This is a genomic window from Streptomyces sp. NPDC038135 (assembly GCF_055601245.1).
The window spans coordinates 113039-139886 of sequence record NZ_JBVJXS010000006.1 but is presented as its reverse complement, the minus strand read 5'-3'; the positions used below and the strand labels follow the sequence as shown (position 1 = coordinate 139886).

Sequence of the window (26848 nt, the reverse complement as noted above, 5' to 3'; positions counted from 1 at the left end):
CAGAGGCCTCTCAGCGTTCTCCGGCAGGCTTGTTACGGGCCCGCCTGACGGCTCGTCCGCTCACATGTGCGGGCGCGTCCAGCAGGCGGACGCCCGCTACGGAGCCACCCCCTCACGCCGGTAGGGTGGCCGGGAACCCGCCGGACGACGTGGTCCGGTATCCCGGCCCACGTTGAGAAGGTATTTCGGGCTATGCGCATTGGTGTCCTCACGTCCGGCGGCGACTGCCCCGGCCTGAACGCCGTCATCCGGTCCGTCGTGCACCGTGCCGTGGCCGACCACGGTGACGAGGTCATCGGTTTCCGGGACGGCTGGAAGGGCCTCCTGGAATGCGACTACACGAAGCTCGACCTCGACGCCGTGGGCGGCATCCTGGCGCGCGGCGGCACCATCCTCGGTTCCTCCAGGGTCCGCCCCGAGCATCTGCGCGACGGCGTGGAGCGGGCCCGGGGCCATGTCGCGGAACTGGGCCTGGACGCGATCATCCCGATCGGCGGTGAGGGCACCCTGAAGGCGGCCCGGCTGCTGTCGGACAACGGGCTGCCCATCGTGGGCGTGCCGAAGACCATCGACAACGACATCGCCGTCACGGACGTCACCTTCGGCTTCGACACGGCGGTCGGGGTCGCGACCGAGGCGCTGGACCGGCTGAAGACCACCGCCGAGTCCCACCAGCGGGTGCTGATCGTGGAGGTCATGGGCCGCCACACCGGCTGGATCGCGCTGCACTCGGGCATGGCGGCCGGCGCCCACGCCATCGTCGTGCCGGAACGGCCCTTCGACATCGACGAGCTGACGCGGAAGGTGGGCGCGCGGTTCGAGGCGGGCAAGCGGTTCGCCATCGTCGTCGCCGCCGAGGGGGCCAAGCCGCGGCCCGGCTCCATGGAGTTCGACGAGGGCGGCAAGGACGTCTACGGCCACGAGCGCTTCGCGGGCATCGCGCGGCAGCTCTCGGTCGAGCTGGAGCACCGGCTCGGCAAGGAGGCGCGGCCGGTCATCCTCGGGCACGTGCAGCGGGGCGGCACGCCGACGGCGTACGACCGGGTGCTGGCCACGCGCTTCGGATGGCACGCGGTGGAGGCCGTGCACCGGGGCGAGTTCGGGCGGATGACGGCGCTGCGCGGCACCGACATCGTGATGGTGTCGCTGGCGGAGGCCGTGGAGACCCTGAAGACGGTGCCCGGCGAGCGGTACGACGAGGCGGAGTGCGTGCTGTAGCCCGCTTCGCGAGCCACCCGCCCCCGGTCACGGCGCCGACCGGGGGCGGTTCTACTCTTGTGGGCGGACAGACGCGTACAACCCCCACGAATCAGGAGCCGGCGGATGGATCACAGCGGCCACGGCATGACGATGGACCTGCCGCCGTTCACGCTGGCGCGGGGGCTGCACTGGTCGGCCGACCCCTTCTTCCTCGTCGCCTGCGTCGCGGGACTGGCGCTGTACGGGTGGGGCGTCGTGCGGCTGCGGCGGCGCGGGGACGCCTGGCCGGCTTCCCGCACCGTGTCGTACACCGTCGGCGTCCTCACCATCGCCCTGATGATGTGCACCCGGCTGAACGACTACGGCATGGTCATGTTCAGCGTGCACATGGTGCAGCACATGGTGATCAGCATGCTGTCGCCGATCCTGGTCCTGCTGGGCGCCCCGGTGACCCTGGCGCTGCGCGCGCTGCCGACCGCCGGCCGGGGCCGCAAGGGTCCGCGTGAACTGCTGCTGGCGCTGCTGCACAGCCGCTACATGCGCGTGATCACGCACCCGGTGTTCACCATCCCGCTGTTCATCGCGAGCCTGTACGCGCTGTACTTCACCCCGCTGTTCGACTTCCTCATGGGCTCCCGTACCGGGCACGTCGCGATGATGGTGCACTTCCTCGCCGTGGGCGTCGTGTTCTTCTGGCCGATCATCGGCGTGGACCCCGGGCCGCACCGGCCGGGCTACCTGATGCGGATGCTGGAGCTGTTCGCGGGCATGCCGTTCCACGCCTTCTTCGGCATCGCGCTGATGATGGGGTCCACGCCCATGGTGGAGACCTTCCGGAACCCGCCCGCCTCGCTCGGCGTCGACGCGCTCTCCGACCAGAACGCGGCCGGCGGCATCGCCTGGGCGTTCAGCGAGATCCCGTCCGTGCTGGTGCTGATCGCGCTGCTGTTCCAGTGGTACGGCTCGGAGCAGCGGCAGGCCAGGCGCAAGGACCGGGCCGCGGACCGGGACGGTGACAAGGAGCTGGAGGCGTACAACGCCTATCTGGCCTCCCTCAGCGCGCGCGAGGGCTGAGTACGCGGTATGCCTTCCGGGCGGAAACCGGGGCACCATGGTTCTGGACGGACCATGAGGAGGGTGTCGCGATGCCCGGTTCCACGAACGGTTCCACCAAGGCGATGGGGGCGATGACGGCCGGCGCGCTCGTCGTCGTGACGGCCTACACCGTCGCGCTCGGCAGCAACGGCTGGCTGTGGTTCGGCTGGGTGGTCCTCGGGCTGCTGACACTCGCGATGGTCGTCACCCAGTCGTAGGCCCGGCCGCGGGCACGGCTGATTACAGTGCCCGCATGAACAGCAGGACCGCGTCGTTCGACGACCTCGACCGGAAGATCATCACCGCGCTGATGGCGAACGCCAGGACCAGCTTCGCCGAGATCGGCGCGGCGGTCGGGCTGTCGTCCACGGCGGTCAAGCGGCGCGTGGACCGGCTGCGCGAGACCGGGGTGATCACCGGGTTCACGGCGACCGTGCGGCCCTCCGCGCTGGGCTGGCGCACGGAGGCGTACGTCGAGGTGTACTGCGAGGGCGCGGCCCCGCCCAGGCGCCTGGCGGAGGTCGTCCGCAACCATCCGGAGATCGCGGCCGCCATGACGGTGACCGGCGGGGCGGACGCGCTGCTGCACGTGCGGGCGCGGGACGTGGAGCACTTCGAGGAGGTGCTGGAGCGCATCCGCGCCGAGCCCTTCATCCGGAAGACGATCAGCGTGATGGTGCTCTCCCACCTCCTCCCCGAGAGCCCGGAGGCGGGCGCGACCCAGCCGGCGCCACAGTGAGCGCCGCCCGGCGCACTTCCAAACCCGTTTCCGCGCAGCGATGATGCGTCCGCGCCGAGGCGGACGCAGCGAAGCTGCGCAGGCGCGCAGCCTTCGTTTCTTGTCGTCCGTCCGCCCCGCTTTCTACCGTGGTGTCATCCTTCAGTGACACACAGGAAAGCGGAGGGAACCCTCTGTGCCCGACAGCCGTGTGCCGCGCCATCGGCGCTTTCTCGTCTGCGAACCCAGACACTTCGCCGTGCAGTACGCGATCAATCCGTGGATGCATCCCGACCGGCCGGTCGACGTGGACCTGGCCCGGGAGCAGTGGCAGGCCCTGATCGGCGCCTACCGCGCCCACGGCCACACCGTGGACGCGGTCGACCCGGTCCCCGGCCTGCCCGACATGGTCTTCTCCGCCAACGCCGCGATCGTGGTCGGCGGCCGGGTCTTCGGGTCCCTGTTCCACGCGCCGGAGCGGCGCCCCGAGTCGGTCCACTACGACACCTGGTTCAAGTCGGCCGGGTTCGACGTCCACCGCCCCGAGTCGGTCACCGAAGGTGAGGGCGACCTGGTGTGGACGGGCCGCTACGTGCTGGCCGGCACCGGCTTCCGCACCACCCGCGAGGCGCACCGCGAGGCCCAGGAGTTCCTCGGCCACCCGGTGATCGGCCTGACGCTGGTGGACCCGTACTTCTACCACCTGGACACGGCGCTGTTCGTCCTGGACGACGACAACATCGTCTACTACCCGGAGGCGTTCTCCCCGGGCAGCCGGGAGGTGCTGCGGCGCCTGTACCCGGACGCCGTGCTCGCCACCCGCGACGACGCCATGGCGTTCGGCCTGAACTCCGTGTCCGACGGAAAGCACGTCTTCATCGCCCCCCAGGCCGAGGCGCTGGCCGAGCGCCTGGACGGCCACGGCTACGTCCCCGTCCCCGTCGACCTTTCCGAGTTCCACAAGGCCGGCGGCGGCATCAAGTGCTGCACCCAGGAGATCCGCTGATGACCGCACCCGCGCGCACCCGTACGTCCGAGGACCTGATCCGGGCGGAGGAGCCGGTCCTCGCGCACAACTACCACCCGCTGCCCGTGGTCGTGGCCCGGGCCGAGGGCGCCTGGGTGGAGGACGTGGAGGGCCGCCGCTACCTCGACATGCTGGCCGGCTACTCGGCCCTCAACTTCGGGCACCGGCACCCGGAGCTGATCGAGGCCGCGCACCGGCAGCTCGACCGGCTGACCCTCACCTCGCGCGCCTTCCACAACGACCGGCTCGCCGAGTTCGCGGAGCGGCTCGCCGCGCTGACCGGGCTCGACATGGTGCTGCCCATGAACACCGGCGCCGAGGCGGTGGAGAGCGGCATCAAGGTGGCCCGCAAGTGGGCGTACGACGTGAAGGGCGTCCCCGCCGACCGGGCGACGATCGTGGTCGCGGCCGAGAACTTCCACGGCCGCACCACGACGATCGTCAGCTTCTCCACGGACGAGTCGGCCCGGGCGGGTTTCGGCCCGTTCACGCCCGGCTTCAAGGTCGTGCCGTACAACGACCTGGCCGCGCTGGAGGCGGCCGTCGACGAGACGACGGCCGCGGTGCTGATCGAGCCGATCCAGGGCGAGGCCGGGGTCGTCATCCCCGACGACGGCTATCTCGCCGGTGTCCGTGAGCTGACCCGCCGCAAGGGCTGCCTGTTCGTGGCGGACGAGATCCAGTCGGGCCTCGGCCGCACCGGCCGCACCCTCGCCGTCGAGCACGAGGACGTCGTCCCCGACGTGCTGCTGCTGGGCAAGGCGCTGGGCGGCGGCATCGTGCCGGTGTCGGCGGTGGTGGCCCGGCGCGAGGTGCTGGGCGTGCTGCACCCGGGCGAGCACGGGTCCACGTTCGGCGGCAACCCGCTGGCCGCGGCGGTCGGCTCGGCGGTCGTCGGGCTGCTGGAGACGGGCGAGTACCAGCGCCGGGCGGCCGAGCTGGGCCTGGTCCTGCGCGACGGCCTGACCGAGCTGGTCGGCAGGGGCGTGACCGGGTTCCGGGCGCGCGGGCTGTGGGCGGGCGTCGACGTCGACCCGGCGATCGGCACCGGCCGTGAGATCAGCGAGCGGCTCATGCGGGAGGGTGTCCTGGTCAAGGACACCCACGGCTCCACGATCCGGCTGGCGCCCCCGCTGACCGTCACGGCCGAGGAGCTGCGCTCGGCGCTGGGCTCCCTGGAGAAGGTGCTGGGCTGAGCGGACGGGGGGCCGGAGCGGTGCCGGCCCCCCGCTCGTCGTCAGCTCCCGCCGAGGAGCCGCTCCATCTCCCGGATCTCGGCGTTCTGCGCCCGGACGATGTCACCGGCCATGGTCCTGGCGGGGCCGTAGGCGCCCTTGGTCCTCTCGGTGCCGGCCATCTCGACGGCGCCCCGGTGGTGCTCCACCATCAGGGACAGGAACCTGCTGTCGAAGTCCGCGCCGGTGGCCTTCTTCAGGGCCGCCATGTCGTCGTCGCTCATCATCCCGGCCATGCCGGTCATGCCGGAGTGGCCCGAGTGGTCCATGCCCGCCATGGGCACCTGCTCGCCCCAGGCGGTCAGCCAGCCGGTCATGGTGCGGATCTCCGGGTCCTGCGCCTTCTCGATCCGGGCGGCGAGGTCCTTCACCCGGGCCGAGGAGGCCCGGCCGTCGGCGAGCTTCGCCATCTCCAGGGCCTGCTGGTGGTGCGGGATCATGCCCTGGGCGAAGGAGACGTCCTGGGCGTTGTGCGCTCCGGCCGTGGCGGACGCGGACGGCGACGCCTGGCCGCCGTGTCCCGCGCGGGCCGCGCCGTCGCCGCCGCCGCAGGCGGCGAGGGCCAGCGAGGCGGTCGCGGTGACCGCCAGGAGGGCGGCGCGGCGCGTCAGGGTACGGATGGTCATGCTGGAACTCCTGCTGTCGTGAGGGTGTCTTCGGGCACGCGTGGGTGGACGGCCGCCGTGCGGGCGGTCGTCGGTGCCTCTAGATCCGCAGGAGCTGCAGTTCGGCCAGGGTGGGCGGGGCGCGGGCGCCGTCCGGCGCGGTGCCGGCGAGGGAGGGGCACGCTTCGGACGCGGCCTGGGCGGTCACCGGGCCGGGGGCCGGAACCGGTGATCCGGGGCCGTCCTTGACGGCGCCGGAAGCGCAGGACGCGTCGGCGTGGTGCAGGTGGTCGCCGCCGCAGTGGCCGTCCGGACAGGCGTCCTGAGCCATGACGGCGACCGCGCGGTACCCGGTGTGGGCCCGCGCCGGGTGCCCGGTGCCGCCGCCGGGCGCCAGGGCGTGCATGCCGAGCAGACCGGCCAGTACCGCCAGCACGAGCAGCGCACGACGGGGCCGTCGAGGCGGTCGGGGGGCGCGCTGCTGTCTGCTGGGCATCGCGGACATCGTACGGGGGCGGGCGGCGCGAGCGGCGACAGGACTCGCGCGACGGCCGCGACGGTGGCCGGGCAGGAGGCGCCGCTACGGGCGCGTGGTGGCGTAGTCGGCTCCGTCCACCCGGGGGTATCGCAGGGGGTCGTCGCAGGTCCCGGCGGACGGGACGAAGGCGTGGGCGGCCTCCCGGCCCGCGTGCAGGCGGGGGTTCCGGTGGATCACGGTGAACCGCCGGGTCGCCTCGAAGGCGGCGGAGCCGACACTGACGTCCCAGTGACCGCGCTGCCAGGTGAGGGATACCGGGGACAGGGGCGGCACGTCGAGGCGCCAGAACGCCCTCGCCGGCACGGACAGGGCGTGCACGAGCGCGGCCCGGACGACGGCCGGTCCGGTGACGGCCAGCACGTGGCCGGGCTCGTCGGCGACGGCGTCGAGCCAGTTGGCGGTGCGCCGGCAGAACCGGCGTACCGACTCGCCTCCGTGCGGTGCGGCGTCCGGGTCGGTCAGCCACGCGGTGAAGGCGTGCGGGTCCGTGGCGGCGACCTCCTCGACGGTACGGCCCTGCCACGCGCCGACGTCGAGGTCGCGCAGCGCGGGCTCGTCCGCCGCCGCCAGGCCCAGGGCCTCGGCGGTCAGCCGGCAGCGCAGGGACGGCGCGCGCACGGCCCGGGTGTGGGGAGGGAGGTCCGCTCGGGCCGCGCGCGCCTCGCCCAGTTCGCGTTCGGTCGGCGGGGCGTCACCGAAGCGGGCGCCGGGGGTGGGTTCCCCGCCGCTCGTGCTCAGGAACGTGAGGCGGATCGTCATGCGACTGACCTCCTTGGTGCACCGGCACGGCTCCCGACCAGCGGGTCCGGGCACGGATGAGCTCCTCGCTCATGCGTACCAGGGTCCGTGGCCGCCACCTGCCGCGACCATCCGGCGGATGTCCGGAACCGCCCCGCCGACCGGCTGGGCCGGCCCCGCCGCCCGGCTGAACCCGCCCGCGGGCGGGCACGGCGCGCCGCTCGGCGCGGTACGGATCAGACTGGAGACCGGCAGCGAGTGGAGCACACGTGATCCGGGTTTTGGTGGTCGACGACGAGGCCCTCATCCGCACGGGCTTCCAGCACATCCTCGACGCGGCGGACGACATCGAGGTCGCGGCGGCGGTGCCCGGCGGCCAGGCGCTCACCGCGGTGCGGGAGACGGAGCCGGACGTCGTGCTGCTGGACATCCGGATGCCGGACGTGGACGGGCTGACCCTCCTCGCGGAGCTGCGCCGGCTGCCGCGCCCGCCGGTCGTGGCCATGCTCACCACGTTCGACATGGACGAGTACGTGGAGACGGCCCTGCGCTCGGGCGCGGCGGGCTTCCTGCTCAAGGACACCGATCCCGAGGAGCTGCCGTTCCTGGTGCGGGCCCTCGCCGAGGGCGGGACCGTGCTGTCGTCCAAGGTGACCCGGACGGTCGTGGACGGATTCCTGGGCGCCGGTTCCCAGGAGGCGGCCGCCCGCACCCTCGACCGGCTGACCGAGCGTGAGCGCCATGTGCTGCTCCTGGTCGCGGAGGGGCTGTCCAACGGCGACATCGCCACCCGGATGCATCTGAGCACCGGGACGGTCAAGGACCACGTGAGCGCCATCCTGACCAAGCTGGAGGTGGGCGGCCGCGTCCAGGCCGCCCTGCTCGCCCAACGGGCCGGGCTCCTCACGAAGGGGGACGGATGACACCACGCCGCCCGCCCGCGCCGCTGCTGGACGCCGCCGTCGTCGTCTGCTCGCTGTTCGACGTCTGGGTGCACTTCGACGGCGACGAGCCGCTGCGCATGGCCTTCGCCCTGACCGCCGCCCTCGCGCTGCTGATGCGACGGCGCCTGCCGCTGCTGACGTTCCTGCTCACCCTGCCCTCGGTGCTGCTCTCGGACGCCGTCTTCGCCGCGCTGGCCGCGCTGTACACCCTGGCCTCCCTCACCCGCCGCCGGGTCATGCTGGCGCTGTGCGCTCTGACGTTCACGCTCAGTGACGTCACCCGATGGCCGTCGCCGGCGATAGACCTGCTGGGCACCTCGACCCTGATCACCCTGACCTACACCGCGGCGATGGCCGCCGCCCCCGTGTTCCTCGGCCAGCTCGTCCAGACCCGGCGCGATCTGTCGCTGCGGCTCGCCGAGATCTCCGAGGCGCGCGACCACGAGCAGCTGCTGACCGCGCAGGCCGCGCTGTCCAAGGAACGCGCGCAGCTCGCCCGCGAGATGCACGACGTGGTCTCCCACCAGGTCAGCCTGATCGCGGTACGGGCGGGCGCCCTGCAGGTGGGCAGCCGGGACCCGGAGGCCAAGGAGGCGGCGGCCACGATCCGGCGGCTGAGCGTGCAGACACTGGACGAGCTGCGGCACATGGTCAACGTCCTGCGGGCCTCCGGCGGGCGCCCGACCGAGCTGACCCCGCAGCCGTCCCTGGCCGACCTCCAGCAGCTCGTCGCCGGCAGCGGCATCGAGACCAAGCTGCGCATGGACCTGCCGGAGGACCTTCCGCCGACCGTGCAGCGCGCCGTCTACCGCACCGTCCAGGAGGCGCTGACCAACATCCGCAAGCACGCCCCGGGCGCCGCGGCCAGCGTCTGCCTCGGCCACCAGGACGGCACCGTGCTCGTCACGGTCACGAACTCCGCGCCGACGCGCCCCGGCCTCCCGCTGCCCAGCTCGCACTACGGCCTGGTCAGCCTGGGCCAGCGCGCCTCGCTCCTCGGCGGCACCATCACCTCCGGACCGACCACGGAGGGCGGCTATGAGCTGCGCCTGCGACTGCCGGCGACGGGCGCGCCCTGAACGGCCAGGGGGGAGTCCGGCCGGCGCCGGATCGGTCACCGGTCGCGATGTGCGACGGGGCGCCGCGGGCGGCCGCCGGAGTTCGGTCGGCACCCGTTCGGGGCAGCCGGTGAGGGGCGGACCCGACACGGTCCGGACCGGTGCCGGACGGCCGCGCCTGCACCTAGACTGACAGCCCACGACAGGGCGAATGACGTGGAAGAACGCGGTGGTTGAGCCAGTCCGCCAGGAGTGAGGAGCGACCCGTTGTTCTACTACCTGCTCAAGTACGTCCTTCTGGGCCCTCTGCTCAGGCTGGCCTTCCGGCCCCGGATCGAGGGGCTCGAGCACGTGCCGGCGGATGGTCCGGCGATCGTCGCGGGGAACCATCTGTCCTTCTCGGACCACTTCCTGATGCCGGCGATCCTGAAGCGGCGCATCACCTTCCTCGCCAAGGCCGAGTACTTCACCGGGCCGGGGGTCAAGGGCCGCCTCACGGCGTTCTTCTTCCGCAGCGCCGGGCAGATCCCGGTGGACCGCTCGGGCAAGGAAGCGGGGCAGGCCGCGATCCGCGAGGGGCTCGGGGTGCTCGGCAAGGGCGAGCTGCTCGGCATCTACCCGGAGGGGACCCGGTCGCACGACGGCCGCCTGTACAAGGGCAAGGTCGGGGTCGCGGTCATGGCGCTGCGGGCCGGGGTGCCCGTCGTGCCCTGCGCGATGATCGGCACCTTCGAGGCGCAGCCGCCGGGCAGGGTCGTACCGCACCTCCGCCCCGTCACGATCCGCTTCGGCGAGCCGCTGGACTTCTCGCGCTACGCCGGCATGGAGAAGGAGAAGGCCGTGCTGCGGGCGATCACCGACGAGATCATGTACGCGATCCTCTCGCTCTCCGGCCAGGAGTACGTCGACCGGTACGCGGCCGACGTCAAGGCTGAGCAGGCGGAGGCGAAGAAGGACCGCAAGTCCCCCCGGACGCAGCTCGGTTGATCTCTGCCCTCGGCAGAACGGCTCGGATCCGGCGGCGTCCCGCGCCTAGGCTCGCCGTATGAAGAGGGCAGTGGTGATCGGAGCGAGCGGGCAGATCGGCCGTCCGGTGGTGGCGGCGCTGGCACGGGACGGCTGGGAGGTGACGGCCGCCTCGCGGGGCGGCGGCCGGGACGGGTCGTGGGACGGCGGCGTGCGGGTGGCACGCCTGGACCGGTCCGACGACGGCGCGCTCGCCGCCGTGGTGGGCGACGGCTGCGACCTGGTGGTGGACATGGTGGCGTACGACGCCGCGCACGCACGGCAGTTGACGTCCCTCGCGGGACGGATCGGCTCCGCGGTCGTGGTCTCCAGTGTGTCGGTGTACGAGGACGGCGCGGGGCGCGGCTTCGACACCGCCGGCGAGCCGGACGGCTTCCCGGTGTATCCGGTGCCGGTGCCCGAGTCCCAGCCGGCGGTGGCGCCGGGCCCGGCGACCTACTCCACCCGCAAGGCGGCTCTGGAGCGAGAACTCCTGTCCGCCGGCGACGAGTTGCCGACCACGGTGCTGCGGGCGGGCGCGGTGCACGGTCCGCACAGCCCGCTCCCCCGCGAGCTGTACTTCGTGAAGCGGAACCTGGACGGCAGGCGCCGCCGGGTGCTCGCGTACCGCGGGGAGAGCCGCTTCCATCCGGCGAGCGCCCGGAACGTCGCCGAGCTGGTGCGGCTGGCGGCGGCCCGGCCCGGGTCCCGGGTGCTCAACGCCTGCGACGGCGAGGCGCCGACGGCGGCGGAGATCGGGGCGGCGATCGACACGGTCATGGGCGTGGAGACGGAGACTGCGCCGCTGGACGGCCCGCCGCCCGGCGGGACGGTGGGCGCGAGCCCGTGGTCGGTGCCGCTGCCGGTGGTCGTCGACATGTCCGCCGCCGAACGGGAGCTGGGCTACCGGCCGGTGGTGTCGTACCCGGACAGCCTGCCGGAGACGGTGGACTGGCTGACGGGTGCGCTGCGCGAGGGCGACTGGCGGGAACGCTTCCCGGTCATGGCGCGGGCCTACCCCGGCTCCTTCGACTACGCGGCCGAGGACGCCTGGTGGGAGCGGGTGTGACGAAGGGGCGGCCGGGAGTCCCGGCCGCCCCTGTGGTCCGTGCCGAAGCCGGTTACGGCTTGGGCGTGGCGTGCGGCGCGCAGGTCACGTCGGCGGAGTCCAGCTTGCCGCCGAGGAGATAGGCGTCGACCCGGTCGTTGATGCAGGGGTTGACCAGGCCCGTCACACCGTGCGAGCCGGCGTCCCGCTCGGTGATGAGACGGGAGCCCTTGAAGCGCTTGTGCAGTTCGACGGCGCCCGCGTAGGGGGTCGCCGCGTCACGCGTCGACTGGACGATCAGCACCTGCGGAAGACCCCGGTGGGTGCCCACCTCGACGGGGGTCCGCTGCTTGGCCGGCCAGGTGGCGCAGGGAAGGTTCATCCAGGCGTTGGCCCAGGTCATGAACGGGTGGTCCCGGTGGAGCCGGGTGTTGTCCCGGTCCCACCTGCTCCAGCTGGTGGGCCACTTCGCGTCGGCGCACTCCACCGCGGTGTAGACCGCGTTGCTGTTCTCCGCGCCGGCGTTGCCGGCCTTGTCCGCCATGTCGGGGGCGGCGGCGTCGATCAGGGCCTGGGTGTCGCCGGCCACGTACTTGCTGAACACCGAGGCGACCGGAACCCACGAGGAGTCGTAGTACGGGGCGCTCTGGAAGAAGGAGATCAGCTCGGCCGGGCCGACGACGCCGCCGAGGGGGTGCTTCTTGGCGGTGGCGCGCAGTTCGAGCCACTTGGCCTGCACGGCGGCGCGGGTGGTGCCCAGGTGGAAGGCGGCGTCGTTGGCGGCGACCCAGTCCTGCCAGTCCTTCCAGCGGCTCTCGAAGGCGACGTCCTGGTCCAGGTTGGCCTGGTACCAGATGTTGCGCTTCGACGGGTTCACCACGCTGTCCACGACCATGCGGCGCAGGTGGCCCGGGAAGAGGGTGCCGTAGACGGCGCCGAGGTAGGTGCCGTAGGAGACGCCGAGGTAGTTGAGCTTGCGCTCACCGAGCGCGGCGCGGATGACGTCCAGGTCGCGCGCGGTGTTCGGCGTGGTCATGTGCGGCAGCATCGTGCCGCTGCGCTCGGCGCAGCCCTCCGCGTACTCGCGGGCGAGCTTGCGCTGGGCGGTCTTGTCGGCCTCGGTGTCCGGCACCGGGTCGGCCTTGGGCGCCTTGACGAACTCCTGCGGGTCGATGCAGGAGATGGGCGCCGAGTGACCGACGCCGCGCGGGTCGAAGCCCACGAAGTCGTAGGCCTTCGCCACGTTCGCCCACACGGCGCTCTTGGTGGTGACCCGGCGCGGGAAGCGCAGGCCGGAACCACCGGGACCGCCCGGGTTGTACAGGAGGGCGCCCTGGCGCTCCTTCGGGGTTCCCGTGTTGCCGATGCGGTCGACGGCGAGCTCTATCTGCTTGCCGTCGGGCTTGCTGTAGTCGAGCGGCACGGAGACCCAGCCGCACTGGATGGGCTTCTCCAGGCCCCAGTCGGCCGGGCAGTCCCGCCAGTCGATGCCGGCCTTGGCGGCGCGGGCTGCGGCGATCTCGGCGCCGACGGCCTCGCGGTCCCGTCCGTGGCGGCTGTCGGCGCTGGCCGCGGGCGCCGACATCGCGCCGGCTATCAGGGTCGCCGTGACGAGCGCTCCGGCCGAACTGAGCGCCACGAGGCGGCTCTTCGGTCTGTTGTCCCTCAAGTGGGCTCCCATTGCACATCGCTGCGAGTGGTCAGACGGGGATCCTCGCGGCTGTGAGCCACCTGAGAACAGGGGAGGCGAGCCTTCTTTACCAATCCGATAAACGGATCGACGCGTCTCCTCAGCGGGACACCTGGGTGAGCAGGGCGAGCGCCTCGTCGAGCAGCCCCCGCAGTTTCAGTGCGTCGGGGGCCACGGCGCTGACGAGCACCGCCGGACCGGCGAGCGGCATCAGCGCCGCGCACTCCCCCAGCGCCCGGGCCGCGGGGAGCCGGTCCGCGAACTCGGGTCGCACCACGACCAGTTGCCCCACGGACCGGTGGCCGCCGAGCACGGCGGGGCCGTCCCAGCCGCCCGGTGCTCCGGGCCCGCAGCTCAGCTCCTGGTCCAGCAGGGTCCGGCCGGCATACCGCACGGTGAGCCGGCTGGTGAGCCGTCCGGGTTCCTCTCCGGCCCGCCCCAGCACCTGCTCCTCGCGCAGCACGAGCCGTGCCCCGGCGCCGAGTTCGGCCCGGGTGGTGACGCGCAGGTCGCTGCCGCCGGCCGAGATGAGCTGCTCCGGCAGCCAGTCGAGCTCCGCTCCCCCGGCCACGTCGAGTCGGACGTCGTACCGCGCCTCGCCCTTGTGCTGGCCCGGCAGCGCGATGGTGGCGGCCGCCGAGCCGACGTGCAGCCGGGCGCCCTCGGCCACCCGCGCCCGCAGCGCGAAGCGGTCGCCGCCGAGCGGGCCGCTCATCGCGCCAACGACCATCACCCGCGCCTCGTCACCGCTCGCCCGGATCCGGCGCAGCGCGAGCGGGCCGGCGCCCTCCAGCACGGGCAGCGCGGTGCCGCCCCGCCCGTCGCCGCGGGCGACGATCCGCGCCCGGGCCCGGACCCCGGTCGCCGTCACGCCGTCCACGCGGCCAGCCGTCCCCGCACCCACGCGGCCACGTCCGACACTCCGGCCCCGCCCCGCAACGACTGCAGGATCACGGGGAGTTCGGCGCGCTGCGCCTTGGCGTCGGCGGCCATCCGGGCGAGGTCGGAGCCGACGTACGGCGCCAGGTCGGTCTTGTTGACGACGAGCAGGTCGGCGGTGGTGACGCCGGGGCCGCCCTTGCGCGGGATGTCGTCGCCGCCGGCCACGTCGATCACGAAGACCTGCGCGTCGACGAGGCCCTTGGAGAACGTGGCCGTGAGGTTGTCCCCGCCGGACTCCACGAGGATCAGGTCCAGCGGCCCGACCGCCTCCTCCAGGTCCTCCACCGCCTCGAGGTTGGCGGAGATGTCGTCGCGGATCGCGGTGTGCGGGCAGGCGCCGGTCTCCACGGCCGTGATCCGCTCGGGCGGCAGCACGGCCTCCCGGAGCAGGAACTCGGCGTCCTCGCGGGTGTAGATGTCGTTGGTGACGACGGCCAGCGAGAGCTCGTCCCGCAGGGCCCGGCAGAGCGCGGCGACGGTGGCGGTCTTCCCGGATCCGACCGGACCGCCCAGCCCGATGCGCAGGGCGCGCCGGGTCCCGTCGGGCCGTCGGGCGTCGGCACTCACGGCGGAGGGACCGTGCGGCGAGTGGTCGAGGTGCATGTACGGCTCCTGTCTGGGACGCCTCGGGCGAGGGGCGGCGCCCTTCGCGGGCGGTGGGCGTGGTGGGGTCGGGCGTGGGGCGGGGCAGGTCTGGCCAGGTTGGGCGTGGCGGGGGCCCGGCGTGACGGGCGTCGAGCGTGGCGGGAGGCGCGGTCCCTCAGGACGCGAACAGCCGTACGGGCCAGGCCGCGTGCCACTCGGCGCCGGCCTCCAGCAGCGGTCCGGACCCGGCCGGCAGCTCGTCGGCTCCCCCGCCGGGGACCCGCCGCGCCGCCGCCACCGCCCGGTCCACGACCCGGTCCAGCTCCGGGGCCAGCCGCGCCAGCACCCCGGTCGCGTCGAACGGGTCGAGGCTGAGCAGCCGGACCGTCGCCGTCGCCGGGCCGCTGACGCTCTCGTACGCCGCGCAGTACGCCGCGTCCGCGGGTGCGAGACCGGCCGCGCGGGCGGTGAGGCCGAGCACGACCGGCTGGTGCGCCCCCTTGGGGAACTCCGCCGCCAGTGCGTCGAGTTCGTCGCAGGGCCAGCAGGCCCGGGCGGCCCGCAGCAGCTGCCGTCCGAGCCGCCGTGCGGCGGCCCGCAGCGCGGGTGAGGGGGTGCGGGCGTCCGCGGCCGCGTCCAGTTCCCGTGGCTCGACGCCCAGGACGGCGGCCGCCGCGAGCGCGCCCGCGACCAGCCCGGCGGTGTGCAGACGTCCGCGGCAGAAGTCCTCCAGGCCGGCGGCGGAGGTGATCCGCCCCGCCTTCACGGCGGCCTCCGCCCCGCCGGAGTGCGCGTGCCCTCCGGCGGGGAACCGGCCGTCGGCCAGGACGAGCAGGGCTGCCCTGGACATCAGAAGAGGAAGTAACGCTGGGCCATGGGCAGTTCCGCGGCCGGAGTCGCCTCGACCAGCTCACCGTCGATGTGCACGGCGAAGCTGTCCGGGTCGACCCGCACCCGCGGCCGCGCGTCGTTCTCCCGCATGTCGGCCTTGGTGACCGACCGCGTCGAGTCGATGGCGGCGAACCGCTTGCCGAGCCCGAGCCGCTCCGGCAGCCCGTCCTCCACGGCGAGCGGCGCCACGAAGTTGACCGAGTTCCCGGCCGGCGCCCGTCCGATCGCCCCGTACATCGGCCGGGGCAGGACGGGCTGCGGGGTGGGGATGGAGGCGTTGGCGTCGCCCATCTGCGCGTAGGCGATCTGGCCGCCCTTGATGACGAGGAGCGGTTTGACGCCGAAGAACGCCGGCTCCCACAGCACCAGGTCGGCGAGCTTGCCGGTCTCCACCGACCCGATCTCCCGGGCGAGTCCCTGGGCGAGCGCGGGGTTGATCGTGTACTTGGCGACGTAGCGCCGCACCCGGTGGTTGTCCGCCCGGCCGTCGCCGGGCAGCGCGCCGCGCCGCCGCTTCATGACGTGGGCGGTCTGCCAGGTGCGCAGCACGACCTCGCCGACCCGGCCCATGGCCTGCGAGTCCGAGGAGATGATGGAGATCGCGCCGAGGTCGTGCAGGACGTCCTCGGCGCCGATGGTGGAGGGCCGGATACGGGACTCGGCGAAGGCCAGGTCCTCCGGGACCGCCGGGTTCAGGTGGTGGCAGACCATCAGCATGTCGAGGTGTTCCTCGGCGGTGTTGACGGTGAAGGGCCGGGTCGGGTTCGTCGAACTCGGCAGCACGTGCGGCTCGGAGACGACCGTCATGATGTCCGGCGCGTGCCCGCCGCCCGCGCCCTCGGTGTGGTAGGCGTGGATGCCCCGCCCGGCGATCGCGGCGAGCGTGTCGCCCACGAATCCGGCCTCGTTGAGGGTGTCGGTGTGGATGGCGACCTGGATGCCGGTCCGGTCGGCGACGGTCAGCGAGGCGTCGATGACGGCCGGGGTGGACCCCCAGTCCTCGTGCAGTTTGAGCCCGAGGGCGCCGCCGCGGATCTGGGAGAGCATCGCCTCGTGGGAGACGGTGTTCCCCTTGCCCAGCAGGCCGATGTTGAGCGGGTACTGCTCCATCGCGGCGAACATCCGGGCCAGGTGCCAGGGGCCGGGCGTCACGGTGGTCGCCTTGGAGCCCTCGGCGGGGCCGGTGCCGCCGCCGACCAGGGTGGTGATGCCGGCGGCCAGCGCCTCGTCGGCGACCTGCGGGCAGATGAAGTGCACATGGGCGTCGATCGCGCCGGCGGTGAGGATCCGCCCGTTGCCCGCGATGATCTCGGTCTCCGGGCCGATCACCAGGTCGGCGTGGACGCCGTCCATGGTGTCCGGGTTGCCGGCCTTGCCGATGCCGGTGACGCGGCCGTCGCGGATGCCGACGTCGGCCTTGACGACGCCCCAGTGGTCGACGACGACGACTCCGGTGATGACGGTGTCGGGGGTGCCCTCGGCGCGGGTGGCCCGGGACTGGCCCATGGACTCGCGGATGACCTTGCCGCCGCCGAAGACCGCCTCGTCCCCGGCGAGTCCAGGCCCGCCGGAGCGGTCCTCCTCGATCTCGATCAGCAGATCGGTGTCGGCCAGCCGGATGCGGTCGCCGGTGGTCGGGCCGAACAGGTCGGCGTACGCGGCGCGGGAGATCTCAGGCATCCAGGGCACCTCCGGTGGCGCCGCGCAGTCCGGGCACGATCCGGGCGCCGGCCAGGGGCACGAGTTCCACGGCGACGGGAATGCCGGGCTCGAAGCGCACGGCGGTGCCGGCGGCGACGTTCAGCCGCTTGCCGTGCGCGGCGGCGCGGTCGAACTCCAGGCCGGGGTTGGCCTCGGCGAAGTGGTAGTGGGAGCCGACCTGGACGGGCCGGTCGGCGGCGTTGAGGACGGTGAGGCGGGTGACCTCGCGGCCCTCGTTGCAGACGACGGGGCCGCCCGCGAACAGGATCTCTCCGGGAATCATCGCGGGCCCCCTCAGACGATCGGCTCGTGCACGGTGACGAGCTTGGTGCCGTCCGGGAAGGTGGCCTCGACCTGGACGTCGTGGATCATCTCCGGGATGCCGTCCATGACGTCGTCCCGGGTGAGGAGCTTCCGGCCGGACGCCATCAGCTCGGCGACGGTACGGCCGTCGCGTGCGCCCTCCAGGATGTGCGAGGTGATGAGGGCGACCGCCTCGGGGTGGTTGAGCTTCAGTCCGCGGGCCCTGCGCCTCTCGGCCACGTCGGCGGCCACATGGATCAGCAGCCGCTCTTGCTCGTGCGGGGTCAGTTGCACGTCCCACCTCACAGTCCTCGCTCCGGACCGTGCGGGGTCCGGTTGCCGCAGCCACCGCGACGGGGACAGATGTAACACACAGACAAATTGCCCCGATGGTGATCAACGCGGGCAGAAAAACCCCTGGTGGCGTGGATCGGCAGGCTAGTTCGCCGGAGTTTCAGCGACGTTAACCAGCCTTTGGCCGGCCCATGACCACTCGATGGACTCCCCCATACGCGGACGGTGACCGGCCCTCGGCGCGCGGGGCTAGGAGACGCCGGGCCCCCGATGCTCGGCCGCGATGCCGAACCGCTGCCGCTCCCGGGCCGCGGGCGCCGCCTCGCGCACCTTGGACACGGAGCTGACGATCTCCTCCTCGGCCGGCTCCTCGGACGCCTCCAGCCGTTCCAGATCGACGGCCGAGACCAGTGCGACGAGCGGCTTGCCGTGCCGCGTCACGACGACGCGCTCACCGCCGTACACCACCCGGTTGATCAGGTCGGCGAACTCAGCCCTGGCTTGCGTCACCGGAATCTCATAGGCCATGCCCCCATCATAACGTCACGTACTTCCTGTACATTCTGTACAGAAGCGGGGCCGCCGGAGGTCCCGTCGTGAGGAGGGGTACGCCCATGGCTCGACCGTCCGCCCGCCACGTCCTGCCCGAGTTCACCGAGCGCACCGGCACGGGCGGGCACCGCACGCTCGACCCGTACTCGAAGCTGTTCGAGAGCCGGGTGATCTTCCTCGGCACCCCGCTCGACGACACCGCCGCGACCGACGTGATCACCCAGTTCATGCATCTCGAACACGCGGCGCCGGACCGGGAGATCACGCTGTACCTCAACTGCCCGGGCGGCTCGTTCGGCGCCATGACCGCCGTCTACGACACGATGCGCTACGTCCACTGCGACGTGGAGACCTACTGCCTGGGCCAGGCCGCCTCGGTCGCCGCGGTCCTGCTCGCGGCCGGCGCCCCGGGCAAGCGCTTCATCCTGCCGGGGGCGCGGGTGGTGCTGGAGCAGCCCGCGCTGGCCGAGCCGGCCCACGGGCAGCCGAGCGACCTCCTCATCCAGGCCGGGGAACTGACCCGGGCACGGGCGCTGCTGGAGGAACTGCTGGTCCGGCACACCGGGCGCACGCCGGAGCAGGTCGGCCGGGACCTGGAGCGCGACCTGGTGCTGGACGCGCCGGGCGCGCTGGCGTACGGCCTGGTGGACGGCGTCGTGCCGAGCCGCAAGGCCGGTCCCGGCGCCGAGCGGGCGAGGTGACCCGCCGTGCTGCCGCCCGAGCTGCCGCCGCTGCCCGCGCTGACCAGGGCCGAGGGTGAGCTGATCGACCGTTACCTGGAGGCGGCCGACCTGCTCGGCCGGATCAACCCGGCGCGACCGGGAGACACCTACAGCGGGCTGCGCGCGGCGCAGGCCCTGGTGCGCAAGGCCGCCGAGCTGCGCGACGCGCTCGCCCTGATGCACCGGCGGGGCGAGACGGAGCTGCACGGGGACACGCTGGCACGGGCGCTGAGGGTGCTCGACGGCGAGCGCCGTACCGCGCGCGTCGTGCTCCCGCCCGATGGCGTGGGCTGACCCGGACGCCGGTTCCCGCGCCGGGTGGACCCGGTCGTCGACGGTCCGCCCGGCGTCGAGTTGAAACGGCCCGAACGACGTACCCCCGGCCGGAGTATCTCCGGGCTTTTTTTCTGACCCTCCGACTTGCGCGATCGGCCGCTCGGGGACCTGCCCGGAGGTGCTTCGTCCCAGGTCCGGGGCTACGCGCGGGAGTTGACGACGACTCGAACAGAGCAGTGTCCACCCGAACGGGTGAGTGGTGAGTAACGCCACAAATCCCCGGTTCCGTTGGGATTTTCGGACACCTGTGAGTGAAGATCCCTGTCTGACGACAAGCCCCCGCCACCGCGGCGGGGCGATCCGTGCGGACGCCGAGTCCTGCCGCCGCCCGGATGACCGGTCGACAGGAGTGGATCGGCAGGAGTGGAGGACCCAGGCAAGACGGGTCGCCGGGACGGACGTTCGTCGCAGACGGACGGTCGTGCCGAGCAGCCCTTGGGGTGAAGCCGCGGCAACGCGGCCGGGCCACTTCGCCAGCCCGAATCCGACAGGTCATCCTTCACAGGCGGCTGACGAAGGGTTGCGCATGACTGCGCTGAATCGTGTCCCGTCGATGATGGCCCGGGCCGGCACGGCCTCGGCTCTTACGCTTGCCGCGGTGGGCGGCTCCATCGCAGTGCCCGGCCTGGCCAACGAGGCCTCGGCCGCCACTCTGGCGACGAAGGCCCTGCACATCGCCGCCTCCAAGAAGGGCTCGCCTTACCAGTACGGGGCTACCGGTCCGCGCCGGTTCGACTGCTCGGGTCTGACGCTCTACTCGTTCAAGAAGGCGGGCAAGAAGCTGCCGCGCACGGCGGCCCAGCAGTACAACAGGACCCGCCATATCTCCGCCGGCCACCGCCGGGCCGGCGACCTGGTCTTCTTCCACTCCGGTTCCAGCGTTTACCACGTCGGCATCTACGCCGGGAAGGGCAAGATCTGGCACGCCCCGAAGACCGGGGCCGTGGTCCGGCTCGAGAAGATCTGGACCCGCAGCGTCTGGTACGGCCGGGTCAGCTGACCCCGCCCAGCCCCGGAACGGCTCCAGCAGCGGGGCCGCTCCCCCTGACCGTCGGCGCCGTCCCGGCGTCCGCCTGAAGCACGCGGGCGGCCCCGGGGCGGCGCAGCCGCGTCCGGGGCCCGTGCGGCACCGCGGGACGGTCACGGGGCCGCGCACCGGGCCCCGGTTCGCCGGCTTTCAGGGAGGCTCCTCAGGGTTCCTGCTGTCCGGCCGCGGTGAGCCGCTCCCCCTGGTGGGTCCACGGCAGTTCGATCGACACCGTCTTGCCGCCCTCGCGGGTGGGCCGGACGCGGAGCCTGCCACCGCACTCGGCGGTGAGCCAGCGGATGATGACCATGCCCCGCCCGTTGTCCTGCTGGACGGCGGCGGGCAGTCTTTTGGGGAAGCGCGGATGACTGTCCGTGACGCCGATGCGCAGGTGTTCGTCACGGTCGAGCGCGATGTCGACCGTGAAGGTGGGTGACTGGCCGAAGGTGTGCTGCACGGCGTTGGTGGCGAGTTCGGAGACGATGAGGCGCACGGTGTCGGCCACTTCGGTGTCCGACGGCAGGCCCCACTCCGCGAGGGTGCTCAGTACGTAGGAACGGGCCGCGGAGACCGAGGCGGGATCGCTCGGCAGAGTGACGGATGCTTCCAGGTGGTCTGCCATGGCGACGTCGTCCCTTTCCCACGGGACCGCGGTCCGACGAGGAGCGGATGGTTCGAGTACGGTCCCGGACTGGTGCTTCGCCGCCAGACTGCCACCACCGGGCCGGTCAGGGGAGCGATCCACCAAGATATGCATATATCTGTCGCCCGAAGCGGTGAACTCTGCGACGCGCAACCGTATCCGGGCGGCCCGGAAGGAGTAAGGAGTTCCCATGCAGAACGGTCCCGCGGTGCGCCGCCGCAAACTGGGCGCCGAACTGCGCGCGCTGCGCACCGGGGCCGGGCTCACCAGTGGCGAGGCGGCCCTCCTGGTGGGCTGGCACCAGTCGAAGGTGAGCCGCATCGAGACCGGCGCCAGCGGGGTGAGACCGGCCGACGTGCGGTTACTCCTCGACGCCTACGAGGTGCGGGACCGGCAACTGCGCGACATGCTGCTGATGCTGACGGGCACGGAGGACGCGGGCGGCCGCAACCGCTGGTGGCACGCCTACCGGGGCGTCCTGCCGCCCACCTACCGCGACTTCATCAGCCTGGAGTCGCAGGCGAGCGGGATGCGCACCCTGGAGACCACGGTGGTTCCCGGCCTTCTGCAGACGCCCGAATACGCTCGCGCGGTGACCCGCGCGGCGGTGGAGGGCGTCGACGAGGAGCGGCTGGACGCGCTGGTGGAGGTGCGGCTGGCGAGGCAGGACGTGCTCCGGTCCGAGCCGCCGCTGGAGCTGACCGCGGTGCTGGACGAGGCGGTGCTGCGGCGCGAGGTGGGCGGTCCCGAGGTGATGGCGCGGCAACTGGAACGGCTGGTGGAGGCCGCTCGGCTGCCCCAAGTACGGCTCCAGGTACTGCCGTTCGCGGCGGGGGCGCATGTCGGCCTCACCGGGCCTTTCGTTATCTTCTCATTTCCGAGCACTTCTGATCTGGACGTAGTTGTTCTCGACCAGTTGACGAGTAGCCTCTACCTGGAACGGAAAGAAGACCTCATGGCCTATGCCGAGGCCTTCGACACCCTTCAGTTCCACGCCCTTTCACCCGAGGAATCGTTGGACTACATCGCCGAGATAGGTGACGGCGCGTAAGGAGGCACCATGACAGCTCTGCCTCGGAACGTCCCAGCCAGTACCGATCTGCACGACGTGCGGTGGCTGCGCAGCAGCTACAGCACCGGAGCGAACAACTGCGTGGAGACGGCCCGGCCGCACTCCGGCCCGTGCGCCGGACTGCTCGCCGTGCGCGACTCCAAGGCCCCCGCGGGACCCGCGCTGCTCTTCTCCCCCGGGAGCTGGGCGGGCTTCGTGGCCGCGCTCCGGTGACCGGGCCGGACCCGGCCTGAGAACCGGCCGGCGGACCGACCCCTACTGATCAGATCCGATCACTTTCGCCAGATGTGCGGCCGTGTCACGCCGACTCATGGTCGCGCCTCGCGAATCACACGTACAGCGCGTTCGATCTCGGCCCCGGACAGGTCCGCGCGGGCGGTCAGCCGCAGCCGTGAGATGCCGTCGGGCACGGAAGGAGGACGGAAGCAGCCCACGGCCAGGCCTGCCGTACGGCAGTCGGCCGCCCAGCGCACGGCCTGCTCCGGGGACGGAGCCCGCACGGAGACCACCGCGGCGTCCGGTCGCACCGCCTCCAGACCCGCGGCGGTCAGCCGTGCGTGCAGTTCGGCGGCGACCGCGCGGGCCCGCTCCGCCCGCGCCGGCTCGCGCCGCAGCAGCCGCAGCGCCGCGAGCGCGGCGCCCACGGCGGCGGGGGCCAGACCCGTGTCGAAGATGAAGGTGCGGGCCGCGTTGACCAGATGGGCGATGACCCGGGCCGGGCCGAGGACCACACCGCCCTGGCTGCCCAGCGACTTCGACAGCGTGGCGGTGACGACCACGTCGTCGGCGCCCGCCAGTCCGGCCGCGTACGGGGCGCCCCGGCCGCCGTCGCCCAGCACGCCGAGCCCGTGCGCGTCGTCAAGGACCAGCCCGGCGCCGTGCTCGCGGCACGCCTCGGCCAGCGCGGCCAGCGGCGCCGCGTCGCCGTCGACGGAGAACACCGTGTCGGAGACGGCGATCGCCGGACCGGGATGCGTGCCGAGCGCCTTGCGCGCGGCCTGCGGATCGGCGTGCCCGACCACCTGGGTGGCGCCCCGGGCGAGCCGGCAGCCGTCGATGAGCGAGGCGTGGTTGCCCGCGTCGGACACGATCAGGGACCCGTGCGGGCCCAGCGCGGTGACCGCGGCCAGGTTGGCGGCGTAGCCGGAGGAGAACACCAGGGCCGCCTCGAAGCCGCAGAAGTCGGCCAGTTCCCGCTCCAGCTCGGTGTGCAGCTCGGTGGTGCCGGTGACCAGCCGGGACCCGGTGGCCCCGCCGCCCCAGACGCGGGCGGCCGCGGCGGCCCCCTCGGCGACCTCCGGATGGTGGGCGAGACCCAGGTAGTCGTTGCTCGCCAGGTCCAGCAGCGGCGAGTCGGCCGGACGCGGGCGCAGGGTCCGTACGAGTCCGGCGCGGCGGCGCGCCTCGGCCTGCTCGTCGATCCAGCCGAACGCCATGGGTCCTCCGGGGCTTTTGTAGGTAGCGGACAGACACTAGCCGTACGGCCGCCCGCCCATGGTGTGGCAATACCCACACGGTGAACCGTCTCCGTTGTGCAAACTCTCCTTGGCCCGAGGCGGTCCCGTAGGACAGGATCGTGCCTCATGGACCTGCTGAACACGCTGGTGGACAAGGGGCTTCGGCGCGAGACGCCGACCCGCGACGAGGCTCTCGCCGTGCTCGCCACCTCCGACGACGACCTGCTCGATGTGGTGGCCGCGGCCGGCAAGGTGCGCCGGCACTGGTTCGGCCGGCGCGTGAAACTCAACTATCTGGTCAACCTCAAGTCCGGCCTGTGCCCCGAGGACTGCTCCTACTGCTCCCAGCGGCTCGGCTCCACCGCCGGCATCCTCAAGTACACCTGGCTCAAGCCCGGCGAGGCCTCCGAGGCCGCCGCCGCGGGCCTGGCGGGCGGCGCCAAGCGGGTCTGCCTGGTGGCGTCCGGGCGCGGCCCCACGGACCGGGACGTGGACCGGGTCTCCGAGACCATCCGGACCATCAAGGACCAGCACGAGAACGTCGAGGTGTGCGCCTGTCTCGGCCTGCTCTCCGACGGCCAGGCCGAGCGGCTGCGCGAGGCGGGCGCGGACGCCTACAACCACAACCTGAACACCTCCGAGGCCACGTACGGGGACATCACCACCACCCACACGTACGCCGACCGGGTGGACACGGTGAACAAGGCGCACGCGGCCGGGCTGTCCGCCTGCTCCGGGCTGATCGCCGGTATGGGTGAGAGCGACGAGGACCTGGTGGACGTCGTGTTCTCGCTGCGCGAGCTCGACCCCGACTCCGTTCCGGTGAACTTCCTGATCCCGTTCGAGGGAACCCCGCTCGCCAAGGAGTGGAACCTCACCCCGCAGCGCTGTCTGCGCATCCTCGCCATGGTCCGCTTCGTCTGCCCGGACGCCGAGGTGCGCATCGCGGGCGGCCGCGAGGTCCATCTGCGCACCATGCAGCCCCTGGCCCTGAACCTGGCCAACTCCATCTTCCTGGGCGACTACCTGACCAGTGAGGGCCAGGCGGGCAAGGCCGACCTGGAGATGATCGCGGACGCCGGGTTCGAGGTGGAGGGCGCCGAGCAGGTGACCCTGCCCGAGCACCGGGCGGCGGCCGCGGGCGGCTGCGGCTCCCACGAGGGCGCCGGGTGCGGATCGCGGGCGGAGGCCGGCTGCGGCTCGCACGCGGAGGCCGGCTGCGGCTCGCACGAGGGCGGTGGCGTCTGCGGTACGGCGCCCGCGCCGGAGCCGGCGGCGAACGAGGCGCGCACCGATCTCGTCGCCGTGCGCCGCCGGGGCGCCGGAACGGATCTCGCGCCCAATGCCTGACCTGCCCGGCCTGAGCGTGCCCGAGCTGCTGGAGCTGGACCGCCGGCACGTGTGGCATCCGTACGGTCCGATGCCCGGGCGCGGCGAACCGCTCGTCGTGGAGTCGGCGAGCGGGGTCCGGCTGCGCCCGGCCGACGGTTCGGGCGAGCTGGTCGACGGCATGTCCTCCTGGTGGTCGGCGATCCACGGCTACAACCACCCCGTCCTCAACGAGGCGGCCCGTGAGCAGCTCGGGCGGATGAGCCACGTCATGTTCGGCGGGCTCACGCACGAGCCCGCCGTCCGGCTCGCGAAGCTCCTTGTCGACATGTCTCCAGAGGGACTCGAGCACGTGTTCCTCGCCGACTCCGGCTCGGTGTCGGTCGAGGTCGCGGTGAAGATGTGCCTGCAGTACTGGCGTTCGCTCGGCCGTCCGGCCAAGCAGCGGCTGCTGACCTGGCGCGGCGGCTACCACGGGGACACCTGGAACCCGATGTCGGTGTGCGACCCCGACGGCGGGATGCACGGCCTGTGGGCCGGTGTGCTGCCGCGCCAGGTGTTCGCGGACGCCCCGCCGGCCGAGTACGAGGAGTCGTACGCGCTGCGGTTGCGGGAGCTGATCGGGCGGCACGCCGACGAACTGGCCGCGGTGATCGTGGAACCGGTGGTGCAGGGGGCCGGCGGGATGCGGTTCCACTCCCCCGCGTACCTGCGGGTGCTGCGCGAGGCCTGCGACGAGCACGGCGTGCTGCTGGTGTTCGACGAGATCGCCACCGGATTCGGGCGCACGGGCGAGCTGTTCGCGGCGGAGCACGCGGGTGTCACCCCGGACGTGATGTGCGTGGGGAAGGCGCTGACCGGCGGCTATCTCACCATGGCGGCCACGCTGTGCACCGCGCGGGTGGCCGACGGCATCTCGCGGGGCGAGGTGCCCGTGCTCGCCCACGGCCCGACCTTCATGGGCAACCCGCTGGCGGCGGCCGTGGCCTGCGCCTCGATCGGCCTGCTGCTCGGGCAGGACTGGCGGTCGGAGGTCCGGCGGATCGAGGCGGGCCTGCGGGCGGGCCTGGCGCCCGCCGCCGCGCTGCCCGGCGTGAAGGACGTCCGCGTCCTGGGCGCCATCGGCGTGGTGCAGCTCGACCACGAGGTCGACATGGCGGCGGCCACCCGGGCCGCCGTGCGGGAGGGCGTGTGGCTGCGCCCGTTCCGCGACCTGGTCTACACGATGCCGCCGTACGTCACCTCGGACGAGGACGTGGCACGGATCGCGCGCGCGGTGTGCGCCGCGGCGCGGGAGGGATGACATGCCGGTACTGGTGATCACGGGGACGGGCACGGAGGTCGGCAAGACCGTCACGACCGCGGCCGTCGCCGCCACGGCGCTCGCCGCCGGGCGTTCGGTGGCGGTGCTGAAGGCCGCGCAGACGGGTGTCCGGCCGGACGAGCGCGGCGACGCGGACGAGGTGGCCCGGCTGGCCGGACCGGTCACGGCCGGCGAACTGGCCCGTTTCCCCGAACCGTTGGCGCCGGGTACGGCGGCCCGCCGGGCGGGGATGGCGCCGGTGCATCCGCACGAGGTGGCCGAGGCCGCGGCGAAGCTGGCCACCGAGCACGATCTGGTGCTGGTCGAGGGGGCGGGCGGGCTGCTCGTCCGGTTCGACGCGGCGGGCGGGACCCTGGCGGACACGGCCCGGCTGCTGGACGCGCCGGTGCTGGTCGTCGCCTCGGCCGGGCTCGGCACGCTCAACACCACGGAGCTGACGGCACGTGAACTGCGGGCCCGCGAGCTGGATCTCGCCGGGATCGTGATCGGGAGCTGGCCCGACGAGCCGGATCTGGCCTGCCGCTGCAACGTGGCGGACCTGCCGGAGGTGGCGGGCGCCCCGCTGCTCGGCGCGCTGCCGGCCGGTGCGGGCGCGCTCCCGCCGGCCGCCTTCCGGGCCGCCGCGCCGGGCTGGCTGGCCGGGCGGCTGGACGGGACGTGGGACGCGGAGGCGTTCCGCATCCGGCAGGCGCCCTGAGGGACGGCCCCGCACGCCTCGCCGGCCGCTCATGACCATGGACGCGGCGGGGTGTGCCGGGGCTCCCCGGGG

General features: G+C 73.1%; 31 protein-coding genes. 18 read left to right on the top strand and 13 right to left on the bottom strand.

What is annotated here, in order from left to right; genetic code table 11:
• The first annotated feature begins 192 nt into the window (after positions 1 to 192).
• The 6 genes from ACZ7JA_RS18225 to rocD all read left to right on the top strand — a co-directional run bounded on the left by ACZ7JA_RS18225 (position 193) and on the right by rocD (position 5236).
• Complete coding sequence (locus ACZ7JA_RS18225; protein WP_351668593.1) at positions 193 to 1218, top strand: 6-phosphofructokinase; 1026 nt, start codon at positions 193 to 195, stop codon at positions 1216 to 1218.
• Positions 1219 to 1323: 105 nt separating this feature from the next.
• Complete coding sequence (locus tag ACZ7JA_RS18220) at positions 1324 to 2274, top strand: cytochrome c oxidase assembly protein (RefSeq protein ID WP_389296791.1); 951 nt, start codon at positions 1324 to 1326, stop codon at positions 2272 to 2274.
• 71 nt (positions 2275 to 2345) lie between these two features.
• Positions 2346 to 2513, top strand: a complete 168-nt coding sequence (locus ACZ7JA_RS18215) for a hypothetical protein (protein ID WP_351668597.1) — start codon at positions 2346 to 2348, stop codon at positions 2511 to 2513.
• Between the two features lie 35 nt (positions 2514 to 2548).
• Entirely contained in the window at positions 2549 to 3034 is a 486-nt protein-coding gene (locus ACZ7JA_RS18210) for an Lrp/AsnC family transcriptional regulator (RefSeq protein ID WP_351668599.1), read from the top strand.
• 175 nt (positions 3035 to 3209) lie between these two features.
• A complete protein-coding gene (ddaH, locus tag ACZ7JA_RS18205; protein ID WP_351668601.1) occupies positions 3210 to 4019 on the top strand; it encodes a dimethylargininase in 810 nt (269 codons plus the stop codon).
• A complete protein-coding gene (gene rocD, locus ACZ7JA_RS18200) occupies positions 4019 to 5236 on the top strand; it encodes an ornithine--oxo-acid transaminase (protein ID WP_351668603.1) in 1218 nt (405 codons plus the stop codon). The genes ddaH and rocD overlap by 1 nt, the downstream gene beginning before the upstream one ends.
• 41 nt (positions 5237 to 5277) lie before the next feature.
• Here the strand turns inward: rocD and ACZ7JA_RS18195 are convergent, their stop codons facing one another.
• The 3 genes from ACZ7JA_RS18195 to ACZ7JA_RS18185 form a co-directional block, all read right to left on the bottom strand.
• On the bottom strand, positions 5278 to 5901 hold the full coding sequence (locus tag ACZ7JA_RS18195) for a DUF305 domain-containing protein (RefSeq protein ID WP_470809141.1): 624 nt from the start codon (positions 5899 to 5901) through the stop codon (positions 5278 to 5280).
• Positions 5902 to 5980: 79 nt separating this feature from the next.
• Positions 5981 to 6376, bottom strand: a complete 396-nt coding sequence (locus ACZ7JA_RS18190; protein WP_470809139.1) for a DUF6153 family protein — start codon at positions 6374 to 6376, stop codon at positions 5981 to 5983.
• Between the two features lie 84 nt (positions 6377 to 6460).
• Complete coding sequence (locus ACZ7JA_RS18185) at positions 6461 to 7177, bottom strand: histidine phosphatase family protein (protein ID WP_393435242.1); 717 nt, start codon at positions 7175 to 7177, stop codon at positions 6461 to 6463.
• 248 nt (positions 7178 to 7425) lie between these two features.
• Between ACZ7JA_RS18185 and ACZ7JA_RS18180 the strand changes: the two genes are divergently transcribed.
• From ACZ7JA_RS18180 to ACZ7JA_RS18165, 4 genes are all read left to right on the top strand, one after another.
• A complete protein-coding gene (locus ACZ7JA_RS18180) occupies positions 7426 to 8079 on the top strand; it encodes a response regulator transcription factor (RefSeq protein ID WP_351668611.1) in 654 nt (217 codons plus the stop codon).
• A complete protein-coding gene (locus ACZ7JA_RS18175) occupies positions 8076 to 9179 on the top strand; it encodes a sensor histidine kinase (protein WP_351668613.1) in 1104 nt (367 codons plus the stop codon). Before ACZ7JA_RS18180 ends, ACZ7JA_RS18175 begins: the two co-directional genes overlap by 4 nt.
• Positions 9180 to 9425: 246 nt before the next feature.
• Entirely contained in the window at positions 9426 to 10145 is a 720-nt protein-coding gene (locus tag ACZ7JA_RS18170) for a lysophospholipid acyltransferase family protein (RefSeq protein ID WP_470809136.1), read from the top strand.
• Between the two features lie 58 nt (positions 10146 to 10203).
• A complete protein-coding gene (locus ACZ7JA_RS18165) occupies positions 10204 to 11232 on the top strand; it encodes an NAD-dependent epimerase/dehydratase family protein (RefSeq protein WP_389449545.1) in 1029 nt (342 codons plus the stop codon).
• Between the two features lie 52 nt (positions 11233 to 11284).
• Here ACZ7JA_RS18165 and ACZ7JA_RS18160 read toward each other — a convergent pair whose 3' ends face one another.
• The 8 genes from ACZ7JA_RS18160 to ACZ7JA_RS18125 form a co-directional block, all read right to left on the bottom strand.
• On the bottom strand, positions 11285 to 12892 hold the full coding sequence (locus ACZ7JA_RS18160; RefSeq protein WP_351668619.1) for an alpha/beta hydrolase: 1608 nt from the start codon (positions 12890 to 12892) through the stop codon (positions 11285 to 11287).
• Between the two features lie 109 nt (positions 12893 to 13001).
• Positions 13002 to 13772: an urease accessory protein UreD gene (locus ACZ7JA_RS18155; RefSeq protein ID WP_450752670.1), complete on the bottom strand. Its 771-nt coding sequence runs from the start codon at positions 13770 to 13772 to the stop codon at positions 13002 to 13004.
• Positions 13769 to 14446, bottom strand: coding sequence for an urease accessory protein UreG (ureG, locus tag ACZ7JA_RS18150; protein WP_403684182.1), 678 nt, complete (start codon positions 14444 to 14446; stop codon positions 13769 to 13771). Before ureG ends, ACZ7JA_RS18155 begins: the two co-directional genes overlap by 4 nt.
• 157 nt (positions 14447 to 14603) lie before the next feature.
• Positions 14604 to 15278 carry an urease accessory protein UreF gene (locus ACZ7JA_RS18145; RefSeq protein ID WP_470809132.1) on the bottom strand — a complete coding sequence of 225 codons (675 nt, stop codon included), beginning with the start codon at positions 15276 to 15278 and terminating at the stop codon, positions 14604 to 14606.
• Positions 15278 to 16999 (bottom strand): urease subunit alpha, encoded by a 1722-nt coding sequence (locus ACZ7JA_RS18140; protein ID WP_470809130.1) that lies wholly within the window; start codon positions 16997 to 16999, stop codon positions 15278 to 15280. The genes ACZ7JA_RS18145 and ACZ7JA_RS18140 overlap by 1 nt, the downstream gene beginning before the upstream one ends.
• Entirely contained in the window at positions 16992 to 17303 is a 312-nt protein-coding gene (locus tag ACZ7JA_RS18135; RefSeq protein WP_389296775.1) for an urease subunit beta, read from the bottom strand. Before ACZ7JA_RS18135 ends, ACZ7JA_RS18140 begins: the two co-directional genes overlap by 8 nt.
• An 11-nt stretch (positions 17304 to 17314) precedes the next feature.
• Positions 17315 to 17617 (bottom strand): urease subunit gamma, encoded by a 303-nt coding sequence (locus ACZ7JA_RS18130; RefSeq protein ID WP_351668630.1) that lies wholly within the window; start codon positions 17615 to 17617, stop codon positions 17315 to 17317.
• A 249-nt stretch (positions 17618 to 17866) separates the two neighbouring features.
• Positions 17867 to 18145, bottom strand: a complete 279-nt coding sequence (locus ACZ7JA_RS18125; protein ID WP_389296773.1) for a type II toxin-antitoxin system Phd/YefM family antitoxin — start codon at positions 18143 to 18145, stop codon at positions 17867 to 17869.
• 86 nt (positions 18146 to 18231) lie between these two features.
• Between ACZ7JA_RS18125 and ACZ7JA_RS18120 the strand changes: the two genes are divergently transcribed.
• The 3 genes from ACZ7JA_RS18120 (at position 18232) to ACZ7JA_RS18110 (ending at position 20227) form a co-directional block, all read left to right on the top strand.
• On the top strand, positions 18232 to 18870 hold the full coding sequence (locus ACZ7JA_RS18120) for an ATP-dependent Clp protease proteolytic subunit (RefSeq protein WP_470809127.1): 639 nt from the start codon (positions 18232 to 18234) through the stop codon (positions 18868 to 18870).
• A 6-nt stretch (positions 18871 to 18876) separates the two neighbouring features.
• Entirely contained in the window at positions 18877 to 19185 is a 309-nt protein-coding gene (locus ACZ7JA_RS18115; RefSeq protein WP_351668636.1) for a hypothetical protein, read from the top strand.
• 568 nt (positions 19186 to 19753) lie between these two features.
• On the top strand, positions 19754 to 20227 hold the full coding sequence (locus tag ACZ7JA_RS18110; protein ID WP_351668638.1) for a C40 family peptidase: 474 nt from the start codon (positions 19754 to 19756) through the stop codon (positions 20225 to 20227).
• A gap of 190 nt (positions 20228 to 20417) precedes the next feature.
• Here ACZ7JA_RS18110 and ACZ7JA_RS18105 read toward each other — a convergent pair whose 3' ends face one another.
• A complete protein-coding gene (locus ACZ7JA_RS18105; RefSeq protein WP_351668640.1) occupies positions 20418 to 20876 on the bottom strand; it encodes an ATP-binding protein in 459 nt (152 codons plus the stop codon).
• Positions 20877 to 21087: 211 nt separating this feature from the next.
• Between ACZ7JA_RS18105 and ACZ7JA_RS18100 the strand changes: the two genes are divergently transcribed.
• Complete coding sequence (locus ACZ7JA_RS18100) at positions 21088 to 21948, top strand: helix-turn-helix domain-containing protein (RefSeq protein ID WP_470809124.1); 861 nt, start codon at positions 21088 to 21090, stop codon at positions 21946 to 21948.
• 9 nt (positions 21949 to 21957) lie between these two features.
• A complete protein-coding gene (locus ACZ7JA_RS18095) occupies positions 21958 to 22182 on the top strand; it encodes a DUF397 domain-containing protein (RefSeq protein ID WP_351668644.1) in 225 nt (74 codons plus the stop codon).
• Between the two features lie 95 nt (positions 22183 to 22277).
• On the opposite strand, the gene ACZ7JA_RS18090 is transcribed toward ACZ7JA_RS18095, so the two are convergent.
• Positions 22278 to 23405, bottom strand: coding sequence for an 8-amino-7-oxononanoate synthase (locus tag ACZ7JA_RS18090; protein WP_351668646.1), 1128 nt, complete (start codon positions 23403 to 23405; stop codon positions 22278 to 22280).
• Between the two features lie 147 nt (positions 23406 to 23552).
• Between ACZ7JA_RS18090 and bioB the strand changes: the two genes are divergently transcribed.
• The 3 genes from bioB to bioD are packed head-to-tail and all read left to right on the top strand — an operon-like array spanning position 23553 to position 26776.
• Positions 23553 to 24776, top strand: a complete 1224-nt coding sequence (gene bioB / locus ACZ7JA_RS18085) for a biotin synthase BioB (protein ID WP_351668648.1) — start codon at positions 23553 to 23555, stop codon at positions 24774 to 24776.
• Positions 24769 to 26058, top strand: coding sequence for an adenosylmethionine--8-amino-7-oxononanoate transaminase (locus ACZ7JA_RS18080; protein WP_389296769.1), 1290 nt, complete (start codon positions 24769 to 24771; stop codon positions 26056 to 26058). Before bioB ends, ACZ7JA_RS18080 begins: the two co-directional genes overlap by 8 nt.
• Before the next feature lies 1 nt (position 26059).
• On the top strand, positions 26060 to 26776 hold the full coding sequence (gene bioD / locus ACZ7JA_RS18075) for a dethiobiotin synthase (RefSeq protein WP_351668652.1): 717 nt from the start codon (positions 26060 to 26062) through the stop codon (positions 26774 to 26776).
• Positions 26777 to 26848: the final 72 nt, after the last annotated feature.

Bases quoted from the DNA above. Each gene is read 5' to 3' on its own strand.
- ACZ7JA_RS18225 (WP_351668593.1), top strand. From the start codon at position 193: ATGCGCATTGGTGTCCTCACGTCCGGCGGCGACTGCCCCGGCCTGAAC.
- ACZ7JA_RS18220 (WP_389296791.1), top strand. From the start codon at position 1,324: ATGGATCACAGCGGCCACGGCATGACGATGGACCTGCCGCCGTTCACG.
- ACZ7JA_RS18215 (WP_351668597.1), top strand. From the start codon at position 2,346: ATGCCCGGTTCCACGAACGGTTCCACCAAGGCGATGGGGGCGATGACG.
- ACZ7JA_RS18210 (WP_351668599.1), top strand. From the start codon at position 2,549: ATGAACAGCAGGACCGCGTCGTTCGACGACCTCGACCGGAAGATCATC.
- rocD (WP_351668603.1), top strand. From the start codon at position 4,019: ATGACCGCACCCGCGCGCACCCGTACGTCCGAGGACCTGATCCGGGCG.
- ACZ7JA_RS18195 (WP_470809141.1), bottom strand. From the start codon at position 5,901: ATGACCATCCGTACCCTGACGCGCCGCGCCGCCCTCCTGGCGGTCACC.
- ACZ7JA_RS18190 (WP_470809139.1), bottom strand. From the start codon at position 6,376: ATGCCCAGCAGACAGCAGCGCGCCCCCCGACCGCCTCGACGGCCCCGT.
- ACZ7JA_RS18185 (WP_393435242.1), bottom strand. From the start codon at position 7,177: ATGACGATCCGCCTCACGTTCCTGAGCACGAGCGGCGGGGAACCCACC.
- ACZ7JA_RS18175 (WP_351668613.1), top strand. From the start codon at position 8,076: ATGACACCACGCCGCCCGCCCGCGCCGCTGCTGGACGCCGCCGTCGTC.
- ACZ7JA_RS18165 (WP_389449545.1), top strand. From the start codon at position 10,204: ATGAAGAGGGCAGTGGTGATCGGAGCGAGCGGGCAGATCGGCCGTCCG.
- ACZ7JA_RS18160 (WP_351668619.1), bottom strand. From the start codon at position 12,892: ATGGGAGCCCACTTGAGGGACAACAGACCGAAGAGCCGCCTCGTGGCG.
- ureG (WP_403684182.1), bottom strand. From the start codon at position 14,446: ATGCACCTCGACCACTCGCCGCACGGTCCCTCCGCCGTGAGTGCCGAC.
- ACZ7JA_RS18145 (WP_470809132.1), bottom strand. From the start codon at position 15,278: ATGTCCAGGGCAGCCCTGCTCGTCCTGGCCGACGGCCGGTTCCCCGCC.
- ACZ7JA_RS18140 (WP_470809130.1), bottom strand. From the start codon at position 16,999: ATGCCTGAGATCTCCCGCGCCGCGTACGCCGACCTGTTCGGCCCGACC.
- ACZ7JA_RS18135 (WP_389296775.1), bottom strand. From the start codon at position 17,303: ATGATTCCCGGAGAGATCCTGTTCGCGGGCGGCCCCGTCGTCTGCAAC.
- ACZ7JA_RS18125 (WP_389296773.1), bottom strand. From the start codon at position 18,145: ATGGCCTATGAGATTCCGGTGACGCAAGCCAGGGCTGAGTTCGCCGAC.
- ACZ7JA_RS18120 (WP_470809127.1), top strand. From the start codon at position 18,232: ATGGCTCGACCGTCCGCCCGCCACGTCCTGCCCGAGTTCACCGAGCGC.
- ACZ7JA_RS18110 (WP_351668638.1), top strand. From the start codon at position 19,754: ATGACTGCGCTGAATCGTGTCCCGTCGATGATGGCCCGGGCCGGCACG.
- ACZ7JA_RS18105 (WP_351668640.1), bottom strand. From the start codon at position 20,876: ATGGCAGACCACCTGGAAGCATCCGTCACTCTGCCGAGCGATCCCGCC.
- ACZ7JA_RS18100 (WP_470809124.1), top strand. From the start codon at position 21,088: ATGCAGAACGGTCCCGCGGTGCGCCGCCGCAAACTGGGCGCCGAACTG.
- ACZ7JA_RS18095 (WP_351668644.1), top strand. From the start codon at position 21,958: ATGACAGCTCTGCCTCGGAACGTCCCAGCCAGTACCGATCTGCACGAC.
- ACZ7JA_RS18090 (WP_351668646.1), bottom strand. From the start codon at position 23,405: ATGGCGTTCGGCTGGATCGACGAGCAGGCCGAGGCGCGCCGCCGCGCC.
- bioB (WP_351668648.1), top strand. From the start codon at position 23,553: ATGGACCTGCTGAACACGCTGGTGGACAAGGGGCTTCGGCGCGAGACG.
- ACZ7JA_RS18080 (WP_389296769.1), top strand. From the start codon at position 24,769: ATGCCTGACCTGCCCGGCCTGAGCGTGCCCGAGCTGCTGGAGCTGGAC.
- bioD (WP_351668652.1), top strand. From the start codon at position 26,060: ATGCCGGTACTGGTGATCACGGGGACGGGCACGGAGGTCGGCAAGACC.